The sequence below is a fragment of the Massilia sp. LXY-5 genome, from assembly GCF_059801075.1.
The window spans coordinates 43,661-57,858 of record NZ_JBNNEH010000004.1 but is presented as its reverse complement, the minus strand read 5'-3'; the positions used below and the strand labels follow the sequence as shown (position 1 = coordinate 57,858).

Annotated in this window: 11 protein-coding genes; 5 read left to right on the top strand and 6 right to left on the bottom strand. The window is 69.4% G+C overall.

The features are described from left to right. Positions 1-56: 56 nt before the first annotated feature. Entirely contained in the window at positions 57-1,361 is a 1,305-nt protein-coding gene (locus ACI48I_RS14490) for an NAD(P)/FAD-dependent oxidoreductase (protein ID WP_498574561.1), read from the bottom strand. A 117-nt stretch (positions 1,362-1,478) separates the two neighbouring features. Beyond that, the gene (locus tag ACI48I_RS14485; protein ID WP_498574560.1) at positions 1,479-1,988 is read right to left on the bottom strand and encodes a hypothetical protein; all 510 of its coding nucleotides are present in this window, start codon (positions 1,986-1,988) and stop codon (positions 1,479-1,481) included. Positions 1,989-2,164: 176 nt separating this feature from the next. On the opposite strand from ACI48I_RS14485, the gene ACI48I_RS14480 reads away from it, so the two are divergent. Both ACI48I_RS14480 and ACI48I_RS14475 read left to right on the top strand, forming a co-directional pair. After that, positions 2,165-2,302 (top strand): hypothetical protein, encoded by a 138-nt coding sequence (locus ACI48I_RS14480; RefSeq protein ID WP_498574559.1) that lies wholly within the window; start codon positions 2,165-2,167, stop codon positions 2,300-2,302. A gap of 78 nt (positions 2,303-2,380) precedes the next feature. After that, complete coding sequence (locus ACI48I_RS14475; protein WP_498574558.1) at positions 2,381-3,625, top strand: DEAD/DEAH box helicase; 1,245 nt, start codon at positions 2,381-2,383, stop codon at positions 3,623-3,625. Positions 3,626-3,793: 168 nt separating this feature from the next. Here the strand turns inward: ACI48I_RS14475 and ACI48I_RS14470 are convergent, their stop codons facing one another. Further along, positions 3,794-6,487, bottom strand: a complete 2,694-nt coding sequence (locus tag ACI48I_RS14470) for a bifunctional acetate--CoA ligase family protein/GNAT family N-acetyltransferase (protein WP_498574557.1) — start codon at positions 6,485-6,487, stop codon at positions 3,794-3,796. Between the two features lie 95 nt (positions 6,488-6,582). Between ACI48I_RS14470 and ACI48I_RS14465 the strand changes: the two genes are divergently transcribed. After that, positions 6,583-7,533 carry a cation diffusion facilitator family transporter gene (locus tag ACI48I_RS14465; protein ID WP_498574556.1) on the top strand — a complete coding sequence of 317 codons (951 nt, stop codon included), beginning with the start codon at positions 6,583-6,585 and terminating at the stop codon, positions 7,531-7,533. A 6-nt stretch (positions 7,534-7,539) separates the two neighbouring features. On the opposite strand, the gene ACI48I_RS14460 is transcribed toward ACI48I_RS14465, so the two are convergent. The 3 genes from ACI48I_RS14460 to tssF form a co-directional block, all read right to left on the bottom strand. After that, the gene (locus ACI48I_RS14460) at positions 7,540-10,008 is read right to left on the bottom strand and encodes a heavy metal translocating P-type ATPase (protein WP_498574555.1); all 2,469 of its coding nucleotides are present in this window, start codon (positions 10,006-10,008) and stop codon (positions 7,540-7,542) included. 62 nt (positions 10,009-10,070) lie between these two features. After that, positions 10,071-11,123: a type VI secretion system baseplate subunit TssG gene (gene tssG, locus ACI48I_RS14455; RefSeq protein ID WP_498574554.1), complete on the bottom strand. Its 1,053-nt coding sequence runs from the start codon at positions 11,121-11,123 to the stop codon at positions 10,071-10,073. Further along, complete coding sequence (tssF, locus tag ACI48I_RS14450; protein ID WP_498574553.1) at positions 11,087-12,955, bottom strand: type VI secretion system baseplate subunit TssF; 1,869 nt, start codon at positions 12,953-12,955, stop codon at positions 11,087-11,089. Before tssF ends, tssG begins: the two co-directional genes overlap by 37 nt. 218 nt (positions 12,956-13,173) lie before the next feature. Here tssF and ACI48I_RS14445 point away from each other — a divergent pair, with 218 nt between their 5' ends. Both ACI48I_RS14445 and ACI48I_RS14440 read left to right on the top strand, forming a co-directional pair. Next, positions 13,174-13,620: a hypothetical protein gene (locus tag ACI48I_RS14445; protein ID WP_193686265.1), complete on the top strand. Its 447-nt coding sequence runs from the start codon at positions 13,174-13,176 to the stop codon at positions 13,618-13,620. 93 nt (positions 13,621-13,713) lie between these two features. After that, complete coding sequence (locus ACI48I_RS14440; RefSeq protein WP_498574552.1) at positions 13,714-14,160, top strand: DUF2127 domain-containing protein; 447 nt, start codon at positions 13,714-13,716, stop codon at positions 14,158-14,160. Positions 14,161-14,198 lie beyond the last annotated feature (38 nt).

Genomic DNA, 14,198 nt, shown 5'->3' with positions numbered 1-14,198 from the left:
GTAAACGCGTGGGCTCGGGGAGCCCGCGCGTTACGTGCCCCCCCGTACCCCACCGCTCAATGCAGCTTGACCAGCGGCGTCGTCCTGCGAATCAGGAACCGCGCAATCGCCAGCACCCCGGTCCGCATCGCTCCCAGCACCGCCTGGTGGTGCATCAGGTGCAGGCTCGTATACATCACGCGCCCGACCATGCCTTCGACGAACCAGCTGGCGCCGCTCAGCGAACCCATCAGGCTGCCGACGCTGGTGGTCTTGCCGAGCGAGACCAGCGAACCATAATCCCGGTACTGATACGGCTTGTCATTGTGCGGCTTGCCGGCCGCGCGCCGCACGAATTCCTTCAGCAGGTAGTCGGCCTGCTGGTGCGCCGCCTGGGCACGCGGCGGGACCGGCTTGCCCGCAGCGTCGATGCAGGCGGCGCAGTCGCCCAGCGCGTACACGCCGGGAACGCCCTTCACACGCAGTTGCCCGTCGACTTCGATCTGGCCGCCCTTGTTGACCGGCAGGCCGAGCGTGCCGAGGAATTCGGGCGCGCGGATGCCCGCTGCCCAGACGCACAGGCTGGCCGGATAGACATGGCCGTCGTGATCGAGCACGCGGTCGGCCTCGATCTTCGTCACGCGGCAGTTGTTGACGACGCGGATGCCGCGTTCGTCCAGCAGTTTCAGGGCCGCATTCGAGACCCGTTCCGGCAGCGGCGCCAGGATGCGCGGCGCGCCCTCGAGCAGCGTGATGCGCACGTCGCGCTTGACCTGCAGGCGCGAGAACCCGTAAGTGGCATACACGCCCGAGGCCTCGCGCAGCTCGGCCGCCAGTTCGACGCCGGTGGCGCCGCCGCCGATGATGACGACGTCGAGGGCCGCCTCGGCGTCCTTGCGTTCCTCCCGCGCCTGCTCGGCGACCGCCATCAGGCGCAGCATGCGCAGGCGGAAGCGCTCGGCGTCCTCGGTGGCGTTCAGGGAAATCGTGTGTTCGCGCGCGCCGGGCACGCCGAAATAATTCGAGGTGCTGCCGACCGCGATGACGAGCGAGCCGTAATCGATGTGGCGTTCGTGAAGCACATCTTCGCCATCGAGCGCGCGCACGGCGCCGACGGTGATCCGGCGCGCCCCGTGGTCGAGCGCCGTCATCGGGCCGTAGATGAAGGTGAAACCGTTATCGTGGGCCAGCATCTGGTAAGAGAGGCCCTCCTGGTGGATGTCGAGGGTGCCGGCCGCCACCTCGTGCAGCGAGGGCTTCCAGATGTGGTACAGGCGGGTGTCGACCAGCATGACCCTGGCGGGACCCAGCTTGCGCCCCAGTTTGCAGGCCAGTTCCAGTCCGCCCGCTCCTCCACCTACGATGACGATTTCGCTTTGCAAGCCATCCTCCATTCGTTGCGCCGGCGGCGGTGCCGCGTATTGGCTACATGGCAAGTGTACACCCGGAGGAGAAACGGCGTGCGCGGCAATGGCCGCGCCGGAGGACGGGCAGCGGCTTCAGTCGCCGTGGCCGCGGCCGTGGCCTTTTCCGTGGCCGTTGCCATGACCGTTGCCGTGCTTGTCGTGCTTGTCGTGCTTGTCGTAGCGGTCGTCATCGTCACGGCGCTCCTCGACATAGCGCACCTCGCGCACTTCGCGCACGACCGGACGCTGCTCATAGTGGCGCTCGCGGTAGCGCGGTGCATAGGTATTCGTGTACCAGTCGTCGCGCACGAACATCACCGGGCGGCCGCAGGCGTCGTAGCGGCCGCAGTAGCGCGACCACTCATGGCGGTGCTGCGGCGGCACGCGCAGGTAGACCGGTTCGCTGCGCACGTGGCGCACTTCGCGCACGATGATCGGCTGCTCGGTGTAGACGACCGGGCGCTGGGCGAAATCGCCGAGATCGATGCGGCCGTAGAAGCCGGGCTGGCCGATATTGATGCTGACGTTGGTCTGCGCCAGCGCAGGAAGGGCGGCGGCAACCAGTGCGGCGCCGAGGAACAGGGAACGAAGCGGGGATTTCATGATGGGTCCTCTCATGGTGATGTCGGACGAACTTTATCATTTGCAATGCAAAATCTTTGTTCGTTGCAACACACATTTACAACTTCCCCTATCACTTTCTGCACGGATCGAAGATGCCTCGCCGTGCGCGCACCGAACCGGAACCTCGCTATCATGGAGGCGAAGGAGGAACCGCCATGACCAAGCGTGCCCTGCGCTTCGGCGCCGTCGCCCTTGCCTGCCTGCTGGCCAGTGCCTGCAAGGGCCGCCAGGAGCCGGTCAAGCCGATCGCCGCCGTGACCCTCGCGCCCATCGTCTGCTTCATCGACTACTAGCGGGACTGGGCGCATCAAATTGTCCGCCGCGGCGCCGTGCGAGGTAAACTGGCGGCTGTTCATTTGCCCAAGGTTCACATGTCGTTTTCCTCGCTCGGCCTGATCGACCAGATCGCAGGCACCCTCGCTACGCTCGGCTACAGCACACCGACCCCGGTCCAGGCGCAGGCCATTCCCGCCGTCCTGGCCGGCCGCGACGTCATGGCCGCGGCCCAGACCGGTACCGGCAAGACGGCCGGCTTCGCCCTGCCGCTGATCCAGCGCCTGGCCATGAAAGGCCAGCTGTCCCCCAACGCGGCGCGCGCCCTGGTGCTGGTGCCCACGCGCGAACTGGCCGAGCAGGTGCACGAGAGCGTCAAGGCCTACAGCGCCGGCCTGCCCCTGCGCACCATGGTGGCCTATGGCGGGGTCAGCATCAATCCGCAGATGATGCACCTGCGTAAAGGCGTCGACCTGCTGGTCGCCACGCCCGGCCGCCTGCTCGACCTGGAGCGCCAGAATGCCCTGAAACTGAACGGCGTGACGATGCTGGTGCTGGACGAAGCGGACCGCATGCTCGACCTTGGCTTTTCACGCGAACTCGACCAGATCCTGGCCGCCCTGCCGAAGACACGCCAGACCCTGCTGTTCTCGGCGACCTTCTCGGATCCGATCCGGGCGCTGGGCAACAGGCTGCTGCGCGACCCGGTCCGGATCGAGACGGCGCCGCGCAACACGACGGTCAAGGCAATCAAACAGTGGGTAGTGCCGGTCGACAAGAAGCGCAAACCCGAACTCTTCCTGCACCTGCTCAAGCAGCACGGCTGGGGCCAGGTGCTGGCCTTCGTCAAGACCCGGCGCGGGGTCGACGAACTGGTCGAGCTGCTGGCGGCGAAACGCATCGATGCCGATTCGATCCACGGCGACAAGCCGCAGCCGGCGCGCCTGCGCGCGCTCGAGCGCTTCAAGGCGGGCGAGGTCCGGATCCTGGTGGCGACCGACGTCGCCGCGCGCGGGCTCGACATCGACGACCTGCCGGTGGTGGTGAACGTCGACCTGCCGATCGTGGCCGAGGATTATGTGCACCGCACCGGGCGCACGGGGCGGGCCGGCGCCTCGGGCGAGGCGGTGTCGCTGGTCTGCGCCGACGAAGTCAACCAGCTGGCGGCCATCGAGCATCTGACCGGGCAGACCCTGCAACGGGTCGAGGAACCCGGCTTCGCGCCCGATCACCGGGTGCCGGAGACGAATGCCAGCGGCCAGGTGGTGAAGAAGCCTAAAAAGCCGAAGAAGCCGAAGGGCGAAGCCAAGGTGGTCACCGAGGACGTGCGCTTCCGGCGCTGATCTTCCCTGCGCGAGGATGCTGGAGCTGGTTGAACGCGTGGGCGGGAGACCCGCCCACCCTACGAATAAGCAGGACGTAGGGTGGGCGGCTCCACCTTTCCCTGTGCATCAACGCAGCGTGTGCGCCGCCCACGCGTTCAACGCACGCGTGCACGGCGCGCAAGCCATTCACCGCAGCGTCAGCGTCAGCTTGCGCACGCCCTCCTCGCCCGAGGGCGAGACCGTGAAGCCGAGCTTGCGCACCAGGGCGATCATGCGGCTGTTCTGCGGCAGGACCTCGCCGACGATCTCGCGGGTGCCGCGCACCCGGCAGTAATCGATCAGCTTCTGCATCAGGATCCGGCCCAGGCCATGCCCTTTCAGGTCCGAGCGCACCGTCACCGCGAACTCGGCGCTGACGTTGTCCGGGTCGGCCACCACGCGCCCTACCCCAAGCGTCTCGGGCAACCCGTCCGGCCCGGTCCTGGTTGCGATGAAGGCCATCTCGCGGTCGTAGTCGATCTGGGTGAAGCGCGCCAGCTGCGAGGGCTGCAGTTCGCGCACGCGCACGAACATCCGGTAGCGCACGTCGTCCGGCGTCAGCGCGTCGAACAGCCGCAGGTGGGCCGGCCCGTCCTCGGGCCGCACCGGCCGCAGCAGCAGCGGCGCGCCGCACCACTCGATGGTCTCTTCCAGTTCGCGCGGATAGGGCCGGATCGCGAGGCGGTCGAGGGTGCTGCCGGAACGGTCGGCCAGCGCCAGGCGCATGCGGGCGTCGAGCACGATGGCGCCGTTGGCGTCGGCCAGCAGCGGGTTGATGTCGAGTTCGACGATTTCCGGGATGTCGCACACCAGGCGCGAGACCTGCACCAGGGTCGCGACGATCGCATCCATGTCGGCCGGCGGCCGGTTGCGGTAGCCGGCCAGCAGCCGCGCCACCCGCGTGCGGTCGATCATCTCGCGCGCCAGCACCGCGTTCAGGGGCGGCAGCGCCACCGCGTGGTCGTCCGCCACCTGCGCCGCGATGCCGCCCTGGCCGAACAGGATCACCGGCCCGAACACCGGGTCGGTCGCCGCGCCCAGGATCAGCTCATGCCCTTCCGGCCTGCGCGCCATCGCCTGCACCGAAAAGCCCTCGAAGCGCGCATCCGGGCGCATCTCGCCGAGGCGCTTGCGCACGCGCTGGGCGGCGGCGCGCACCGCCTGCTCGGAGTCGAGGTCGAGCGCCACGCCGCCGACGTCCGACTTGTGCATCACGTCCGGCGAGAGGATCTTGACGGCCACCGGAAAGCCGATGCTGCGCGCGGCGGCCACCGCGTCGTCGACGGTCTGGGCCGCGCGCGTCTCCACCAGCGCCATGCCGTAGGCACGCAGGATCGCCTTGGTCTCGGGGTCGGACAGCAGGTAGCGGCCCGCCGCCAGCGCTTCGCGCACCAGCGCGCGCGCCATGCCCCGTTCGCTGGCGGCGATGCTCGAGATCGAGGGCGGTACCTGCATCAGCAGGTTCTGGTTCTGGCGGTAGTGGACGATCTGCAGGAAGCCCGCGACGGCGTCTTCGGGCGTGTCGAAGGTCGGCATCCCGGCGTTTGAAGCGACCTCGCGCGCCTCGAGGACCGAGTCGCCGCCCAGCCAGCACGAGAGGACGTTGCGCGAGGCGCCTTTCGCCAGCGGCGCGATCGCGCGCGCGACGTCGGCGCTGTCGACGGTGGCGGTCGGCGCGTGCACGACCAGCACGGCGTCGGCGTTCGGGTCCTGCAGCAGGATCTCGAGCGCCTGGCGGTAGCGTTCGGGTTCGGCGTCGCCGTGCAGGTTGACCGGATTGGCATGCGCGACCCGGCGCGGCAACACGGCGGCCAGGCGTTCGATCGTCGCCGGCGCCAGGGTCGCGGCGACGCCGCCGCCGCAGACCAGGGCGTCGAAGGCGAGCACGCCGGGACCGGCGCCGTTGGCGAGGATCGCCAGGCGCTCGCCGTGCAGCGCTCTTGCGTGCGCCAGGGTCTCGACCGCGGCGAACAGCTGCTCGGTGGTGAACACGCGCAGCATGCCGGCACGCCGGATCGCCGCGTCGAACACGTCGTCCATGCCCGCCAGCGCCCCGCTCTCGCTGGCGGCGGCGCGCGGCTGGCCGAACCTTGCGGCGCCGGCGCGCCCGGCCTTCAGCACCAGGGTCGGCTTGCTGCGTGCCGCCGCGCGCGCGGCCGACATGAATTTACGGGCATAGCGCAGGTGTTCCACGTACAGCAGGATCGAGCTGGTTCCGCCATCGCTGGCCAGGTAGTCGAGCACGTCGCCGAGGTCGACGTCGCTCGAATCGCCGAGCGCAATGAAATGCGAGAAGCCGATCCCGCGCGAGCGGGCCCGGTCGAGCACCCCGGTCATCAGCGCGCCCGATTGCGAAACGAAGGCAATCCGTCCAGGCAGCGCGCCGCTGTTGGCGACGCTGGCGTTCAGGCCGAGGCCGGGCGCCAGCAGGCCCGCACTGTTCGGCCCGAGGATGCGCAGCAAATAGGGATTGGCCGCATCGAGCATGGCCTGCTTCAGGGAGCGGCCGCGCTCGTCGCGGGCCTCGGCCAGGCCGGCGCTGAGCACGATGGCCGCGCGCGTCCCTTTTTCGCCCAGCTGGCGGATGATCGTCGGCAGCGTTGCCGGCGGGGTGCAGATCACGGCCAGGTCGGGCGCGGCCGCCAGGTCCGCCACGCTGGCCACGGTGGGCAGTCCGGCCAGTTCGGTGTAGTTCGGATTGACCGGGTGGATGCTGCCGCGAAAGCCGCCTGCCATCAGGTTGTGCAGCAGCGTGGTGCCCAGGCTGCCGGGACGGTTCGAGGCGCCGATCAGCGCCACCGAGCGCGGCGCGAACAGTTTATTCAGGTTGCGGACGCTCATGGCGCAGCCGTGCCCGGTGAAAACGGCGAATTCGCTAGACTGGACACCAAGCTGACCTCCTGTTCGAACACGACCGAAAACAATGAACGAAACGAATGACCGAAACCAATAACGAAACCAAGCCCGCCGCCACCGACAGCAAAAAGGTTATTTACGCTGCCATCGTCGCCAACCTCGGCATCGCCGCCGCCAAGTTCGTCGTCGCCGCGCTCACCGGCAGCGCCGCGATGCTCGCCGAAGGCATCCACTCGGCGGTCGATACCGGCAACGAGCTGCTGCTGCTCATCGGCGAAAAGATCAGCGCCAGGAAACCGGACGCGCGCCATCCCTTCGGCTACGGCAAGGCCGTGTACTTCTGGGCGCTGGTCGTCGCGCTGTCCGTGTTTTCGCTGGGCGGCGGGCTGTCGATCTACCACGGCATCCAGAGCCTGCGCGCGCCGGAAGCGCTGACCGACCCCACCTGGAACTATGTCGTGCTGGGCGTCGCCTTTCTTTTCGAAGGATACAGCTGGAACGTATCTCGCCGCGCACTGAACGGCAAGCGCCGTCCCGGCGCCTCGCTCTGGCAGACGGTCAAGGCGAGCAAGGACGCGTCGACCTTCACGGTCTTCATCGAGGATACGGCGGCGCTGATCGGCATCGTGGTGGCGGCGGCCGGCATTTTCCTGGGCCACCTGTTCGACAACGTGTATATCGATCCCGCCGCCTCGATCGCGATCGGCCTGCTGCTGGTGGGCGCTTCCTTCACGCTGGCGCGCGAGACCGGCGCCCTGCTGCTGGGCGAAAGCGTCGGCGTCGAACAGACCGGCAAGCTGAAGGAACTGTTTCGCGCCGACCCGGCCATCGAGAGCGTCGGCCAGCTGATGACGATGCAGCTGGGGCCGCAGGACGTGCTGCTGACGGCGGCCGTGCGCTTCAGGCGCGGCATGCGCATCGACGAGGTCGACGTGGCGATCGCCCGGCTCGAGCGCGCGGTGGAGGCATTCGACCCAGCGATCACGCGGGTGTATTTCGAGGCCGCCGCCCTGCGCTCGGCGATGCGCTAGCCGCCCTTACGCCGCCGAGCGCGCCGTCACCGGATAGCCAGCTTCGTCGATCGCCGCCGCGATCCGCTCCAGCTCCGCGCGGCTGTCGATCCGCACCTTCTTGCTGGCCAGGTCGATGTCCACCTTCGCGCCGGCGTCCAGTGCCTGCACGGTTTTCGTCACGCGGCCCACGCAGTGGCCGCAGCTCATGCCTTCCACAGTCAGTTCATACATCGTTTTTTCTCCTGTCGATTGGGGTGCCGCACGCTCAAACTGCGTGCCGGCGGTTTTAAGATTCGTCGGCGCCGGCCGCCAGCCGCGCAGCAGCAGCGCGTTGGCGACCACGCTCACCGAACTGAGCGCCATCGCGGCGCCGGCCAGCATCGGGTTGAGCAGGCCGAAGGCGGCCAGCGGGATGCCGACCAGGTTGTACACGAAGGCCCAGCCCAGGTTCTGGCGGATCTTGCTCCAGGTGCGCTGCGAGACCGCGATGGCATCGGCCACCAGGCGCGGATCGCCGCGCATCAGGGTGATGCCGGCGGTGTGCATGGCGACGTCCGTGCCGCCGGCCATCGCAATGCCGACGTCGGCCGCCGCCAGCGCCGGCGCGTCGTTGATGCCGTCGCCGACCATCGCCACCGTGCCGCCGGCCGCGATGGCCGCACGCACGGCCTCGGCCTTTTCGCCGGGCAGCACCCGGGGCGTGTAGCGCGCGATGCCGAGCGCTTCGGCCACGGCCCGCGCCGCTCCCGCATTGTCGCCGGTTAGCATCATGGGCGTCACACCCATCGCTTTCAGGCGCGCGACGGCCTCCACAGCGCCTTCCTTGATACGGTCGCCGAACGCGAGCAGGCCCAGGACCTCGGGTGCGCCCTGCCCGCCCTGCGTGCTCTTTGCCAGCCACGACACCGTGCGTCCGTCGGCCTCGTGCCGGTCGGCGGCGGCGCGCCAGGCATCGGTATCGGCGTTCAGCTCCTCCATCAGGCGCGCGTTGCCGAGATAGACGGTCGCGCCGTCGACCTCGGCCTGCACGCCGCGCCCCGGCAAGGCACGCGCCGCGCCGGCCAGCGGTACCGCCAGGCCCTGTTCGCGCACGTGCTCGGCGACCGCATGCGCCAGCGGATGTTCGCTGTGCTGCTGCACCGCCGCGGCCAGGGTCGCCACCGCTCGCGCATCATGGCCCTCGACCGCAACGAGCCGCGGCCGGCCTTCGGTCAGGGTGCCGGTCTTGTCGAACACGACCGTGTCGACGGCGTGCGCCCGCTCCAGCGCTTCGGCGTCGCGGATCAGGATGCCGTGGCGCGCGGCGGCCCCGGTGCCGACCATGATCGCGGTCGGGGTCGCGAGCCCGAGCGCGCAGGGACAGGCGATCACCTGCACCGCCACCGCATTGAGCAGGGCCGCCTGCCAGTCGCCGGTGGCGAGGCCCCAGCCGAGCAGGGTGAGCAGCGAAATGAGCAGCACGACCGGCACGAACAGCGCGCTGACGCGGTCGACCAGGCGCTGCACCGGCGCCTTGACGGCCTGCGCGTCCTCGACCTGGCGGATGATTTTCGAGAGCATGGTCTCGGCCCCGACCGCCGTCACCTCGACCAGCAGCAGGCCTTCGCCATTCACGGCGCCGCCCGTCACGCGCGCGCCCGGCCCTTTCGCCTGCGGCAGGCTTTCCCCGGTCAGCAGCGACTCGTCGAGGTGGCTGCGGCCATCGAGCACGCGCCCGTCGGCGGCGACGCGCGCGCCGGGACGCACGACCAGCACGTCGCCGACGCGCAAGCTGTCGAGCGCAATCGCGGTGTCGACGCCGCCGCGGCGCACGATGGCTTCGCTCGCGCGCAGCGCTTCGAGCGCGCGGATCGCTTCCACCGTCTGCCCCTTGGCGCGGGCCTCGAGCCATTTGCCGAGCAGGACCAGGGTGATGACGGTCGCCGACGATTCGAAATAGAGGTGCGTGCTGCCGGGTTCGCCGCCCCTTGCCAGCAGCCAGACCGACAGTCCGTACGCCGCGCTGGTGCCGATCGCCACCAGCAGGTCCATGTTGCCGCTGCCAACGCGCAGCGCTTTCCAGCCGGCCCGGTAGAAGCGCGCGCCGAGCCAGAACTGCACCGGCGTGGCCAGCAGCCATTGCAGCCACCCGGGGAGCGACCAGTCGCGGCCCATCAGATGGCCCAGCATCGGCGCCGCCAGGGGCGCGGTGAACAGCAGCGCGAACGCCAGCGGCCACCAGGCCGGAGCGGTCCTGGCGCCTGCCGCCGGCCTGGCGGCGGGCGTCACGCTGCCCTCATAGCCGGCCTTGTGCACGGCCGCCAGCACGGCATCGGGCGCCGCCGACCCGCGCACGCTGGCCCGTTCGGTCGCCAGGTTGACGCCGGCATCGAGCACCCCGGGCACCGCACGTATCGCTTTCTCGACACGCGCGACGCAGGAGGCGCATGTCATACCGGAAATATCAAAGCTGGCCACGCCTGCATCGGCGAGCTGATCGGTTTTCTTGTCCATGGTTTTTCCTTTCGATCCACGCCAGCATAGACCTTTCCACCATGGGAAGGTCAAGCGAAAGCTCAGCCCCTCGCCCCGAGCGGGGCCATCGGCAGCACCAGGTAGCGCATGTCGGCCCGGTCTGCCTGTGCGGTGCTGCTGACGAGGAAGCTGTCGCGTCCGAGGCGCGCCGCCGCTCCTGCAGGCCCGGCCAGCTGGACAGGCCGCACTTCCTGCGCGCGCAGCACGAGCTGCACTTCGAAGCCGACCGTGGGTTCGGCGAACCTGCGCAGGACCGCACTCAGCAGCGCACTGCCGGCGCCGCTGGGCAGGAAGTGGGCAAACGCAGCCGCATCGAGCGGACCGATGCGCAGGCGCGCGCGCAGGTCGGGCCGCCAGCTGCGTGCGCCCAGCAAGACGTTTTCGCCGAGCTCGGCATTGACGCCCAGCGCGGCCTGTTCATCGGCCTGCAGGCGGTCCCAGTAGCCGACCGCTTCCTCGAGTTCCACCGCGACGCCGAGATAATCGGACAGCAGGCGCGCCAGCACCACGCCCGGGCGCGGACGCTGTTGCAGCAGGCCGGCGAAATGGGCGATCAGGCCATCCGGCACCGGCGGCGCACCCGGAGGGCGGCCGGGCGGGCAACCGGCCAGGGCCAGCAGCAGCGGCCGGAAGCGGTCCGGATCGCCCTCCCTGCCGGCGGCCATGTGCTCGACCCGGCTTTTCTGCCAGGCGCGGTAGAACAGCGCCAGCATCCGGTTCGACACCAGGTCGAGGAAGGCGCGCGGCGCAGCATCGTCGCGCCCGCCCTGCCAGGCGGCGATGCGTTCGGTGACGTGCAGGGGCAGCGCGCCGTGCACGCCGAGCAGGCCCATGAAGGCCGGGGTCAGGCTGAAGCGGTCGCCTTCGGACCCGTCCGGAATGCGGGCGATGGCCTCGATCTCGGATGCGGGGAAACCCAGCCCCAGGCTGTTCTCGAAGCGGAGGCGCTCGCGCAGGGCCTGCTCGGACGGTACGCCCCGCTCGGCCAGCCAGGCCAGCAGGATCGATACCGCCTGGACGAACTCGAAGGTGTGCGGCGCCGCCAGCAAGCGCTCGATCAGGGGCGCAATTTCTCGGCGCTGCGTGGGGGGCATGCGAACATCTCCTCTCCGCTCTGGTGCGAGACGATCTCGAGCCGGGTGAAGCAGTTGAGCTGGCTGTTCAGGGAAAAATAGCGGTCCATCACCTGCGCGAACACGTAGAGCGAACTGCCGGCGAAAGCCTCTTCGTCGACCGTCATGCGGATGCCCACCCCCGGCATCAGCGAGGATACCGGCCGGGTCCTGAGCCAGGCGCGCACGCTGCCGTGCTCGAGGCCGACGATGCCCGCGATCTGGCGCCGCGCGACCGGAGAACGCGGCAGGTCGTACAGGGCCAGCATCTTCTGCAGGTCCGGCAGGCCGGCCGTCGTCAGTCCCGCATGGTTCAGGGCCAGGTGCGCGATCAGGCGCCAGTGGGCGCCATCGCCGCCGCTACCGCCACCGAAGCGCCAGCTCGGCGTCGGCTTGCGGAGCAGGCCGAAGGGCACGGCGCCGCTCGAGGATTCGGCCAGCAGGTCGCCGGCGGGCTGGCCGATGCGCAGTTGCAGGGGCAGGTCGCGGTTCGAGCAGGTCAATTCGGTCGAGATCGTGGCGCTGGATGCCTCGTCCGCACTGAATTCCGGATCGACCAGGGCCAGCTTGAGTTCGTGCCCGGGACTGATCCGGGCCAGCGTCTCGTCGCGGCGGGCCACCCAGAAGCGGCCCGGCGCCGCTGCCGCTGCTGCTGCGCCCTCGTGACGCACCGCGTACAGCGGGCCGAATTCGGTGACGCCGGTGTGTCCGCGCGCCTCGCGCACGACGCATACCTTGTCGATGCTGTGGATCTCGAAAGCGGCGGCGTGGGCGCCATCGGCCGCGAGCCGGTACTCGGCGCGCGTGTGCGACAGCTGGATCGGGTCGCCGGCCTTGCGAAACAGGTTCACCACCGGCGTGCAGCCGAGCAGCAGGTGGCGCGCCGCCAGCGGCGCCAGTACGCGCGCGGCATCGCAGTCGCCGCTCATGCCGACCAGCCCGACGTGCAGCGTGCAGCGCTCGCAGCCAGGCGGCAGGCGCCCGGCAAGCGCGCCCAGGTCGATATCGATGAAGTTGAATTTTTCCGGATAAGTGAAATACTCGGTGAGCAGGCGGAAGGCCGGATGCGAACGCGCCGGCGCCGGCAGCAGCGCCTCGTCCTCTTCCAGGCCGGCCAGGCCCAGCGGTACCGTGTCGAGCGCCAGCCAGGGTTTGCCATCGCCGGCCTCGACCCAGGCGGCACGCGCCCGCATGAACAAGGCATCGATCAGGGCGGCGCGCAGCGAGGGCTCGCCGTCGACGAACACACGCAGCCGGCCCATTCCCTGGCGGCACAGGGCGGAGAGCGCCCCTTTCCATTCCAGGCAGATCGCCACGCCCGCGGTCACGCCGCGCGGCAGGCCCGCTGCGCGCGATGTTCCAGCGGGCAGCGCGAACGGGACCGCGAAGGCCGCGCGCACGATCTGGAGCGGGCCGGTCAGCACCGGATAGACGGTGCGGAACTGGCAGGCCGTGCCGCCGACCGGGCTGCTGCGCAGCGGCGTGCCGCGCGCGATGGCGGCGAACTCCCCCGCATCGCGGCCGGACTGGACAATCCGGGCCACAGAATAGGAAGGCAGCGGACGCAGGTAATGGGGATACAGGCTCTCGAGCAGGGACTCGGTGAATTTCGGATGGTCGTCGTCGAGGCGCTTATGGATGCGCGCGCTGAGCAGCGCCACCGACTGGATCAGGCGCGCGACGCTCGGATCCTCGTAGCTCTCGCCGGCGATATGGAGCTCGCCCGCCGGCTTCGGAAAGCGGCTGCGGAACTCGCGCGCATACTGGCCGAACAGTCCCAGCTCTTCCTCGAAATACCGTAATAGCTCATCCATACGTTCTCCGCGCTTGCTGGAAACGAACCATGCTCCCATTGCGTTGCCCCTGCGGCTTTGACTGGCGATAAGAACTGCTGCGGGCTCATGCGAGGGGCGCAGCGCCACCGGACGCAAATAGCGGCAGGTTTCGCCGGGCGCCGCTTTGAGATAGCGCAAACTTGATATCGGTAGTGGAGGCACACTGGCCTGGATTCCCCCGCGCTGGCGAAGTTCCGATGGCCCCGCTCTCCTCGTCCTCCCCGCACACGGCAGCAAGCGCCCTGCGCCGCGCGCGCAAGCTCCTGTTCGTTCGCATCCACGCGCTCGCCTGCCTCCCGGACGCCGGCTTCTGTGCCGGATTCGATGCGATCGTCACCGCGATCGAGGCCGACCTGGCGCATGAGCAAATCGTCATGGAAACCCTGGCCTTCGACGGCCTGCGCGAGCGCCTGGCCGAGAATGCACTGTTGCTGGCCTCGCTGCACCGCATCGTGACCCAGGTCGAAGCCGGCAACGCCGAACTCGGCCGTGTCGCCCTGGCAGCCGCGGCCGACCTGCTCTCGCTGCATCGGTTGACGACCGACCTGGCGCTGGTACTGGCGCGGCCGGCGAGTCCTGTCCCGAATCATTCCCACGCGGCCAGACCTCCGAAGGCCGGTCCGGGGCGCAGGCGCAAACCGTGACGATCGGGACATTGCCGGCCTGAGCAGCGGGCGACGTACAGGCGGCCTGATCAGGTAGCATACGAGCAAACCCGAGATCGGAGAGCCATGCATATGTCGCGAGGTATACGGGCGGTCGCCCTGCTCGAGGGGGCCAAGGGGGCCGTCGTCCTGCTGGCCGGATTCGGCCTGTTTTCGCTGGTCCACCGGGACGTCCAGCGTTTTGCCGAGATCCTGGTCACCCATGCCCACCTGAACCCGGCATCCCGCGTGCCGCGCGTGTTCCTCGCTTTCGCGAACCGGCTCGACGATGCGCGGCTCTGGCAGCTTGCGGCGGGAGCGATGACCTATTCGGCGGTACGCCTGGTCGAGGCGTACGGCCTGTGGTACGGGCGGAGATGGGGCGAGGCGTTTGCCGCGGCAAGCGGGGCGGTGTACGTTCCCTTCGAGGTGAGGGAACTGATTCACCGGCCCGGTCCGCTCAGCCTGGCGCTGCTGCTTGTCAATCTCGGGATCGTTGGGTACATGCTGTATGCCCTGCGGCGGCGAACGGCGCGCTGATCTCTCGGGGGTGCGAACCGGTCTGCTCCGTTCGCCGT

Bases quoted from the DNA above. Each gene is read 5' to 3' on its own strand.
- ACI48I_RS14480 (WP_498574559.1), top strand. From the start codon at position 2,165: ATGACCAAGCGTGCCCTGCGCTTCGGCGCCGTCGCCCTTGCCTGCCTG.
- ACI48I_RS14465 (WP_498574556.1), top strand. From the start codon at position 6,583: ATGACCGAAACCAATAACGAAACCAAGCCCGCCGCCACCGACAGCAAA.
- ACI48I_RS14485 (WP_498574560.1), bottom strand. From the start codon at position 1,988: ATGAAATCCCCGCTTCGTTCCCTGTTCCTCGGCGCCGCACTGGTTGCC.
- ACI48I_RS14445 (WP_193686265.1), top strand. From the start codon at position 13,174: ATGGCCCCGCTCTCCTCGTCCTCCCCGCACACGGCAGCAAGCGCCCTG.
- tssG (WP_498574554.1), bottom strand. From the start codon at position 11,123: ATGCCCCCCACGCAGCGCCGAGAAATTGCGCCCCTGATCGAGCGCTTG.
- ACI48I_RS14470 (WP_498574557.1), bottom strand. From the start codon at position 6,487: ATGAGCGTCCGCAACCTGAATAAACTGTTCGCGCCGCGCTCGGTGGCG.
- ACI48I_RS14475 (WP_498574558.1), top strand. From the start codon at position 2,381: ATGTCGTTTTCCTCGCTCGGCCTGATCGACCAGATCGCAGGCACCCTC.
- ACI48I_RS14460 (WP_498574555.1), bottom strand. From the start codon at position 10,008: ATGGACAAGAAAACCGATCAGCTCGCCGATGCAGGCGTGGCCAGCTTT.
- tssF (WP_498574553.1), bottom strand. From the start codon at position 12,955: ATGGATGAGCTATTACGGTATTTCGAGGAAGAGCTGGGACTGTTCGGC.
- ACI48I_RS14440 (WP_498574552.1), top strand. From the start codon at position 13,714: ATGTCGCGAGGTATACGGGCGGTCGCCCTGCTCGAGGGGGCCAAGGGG.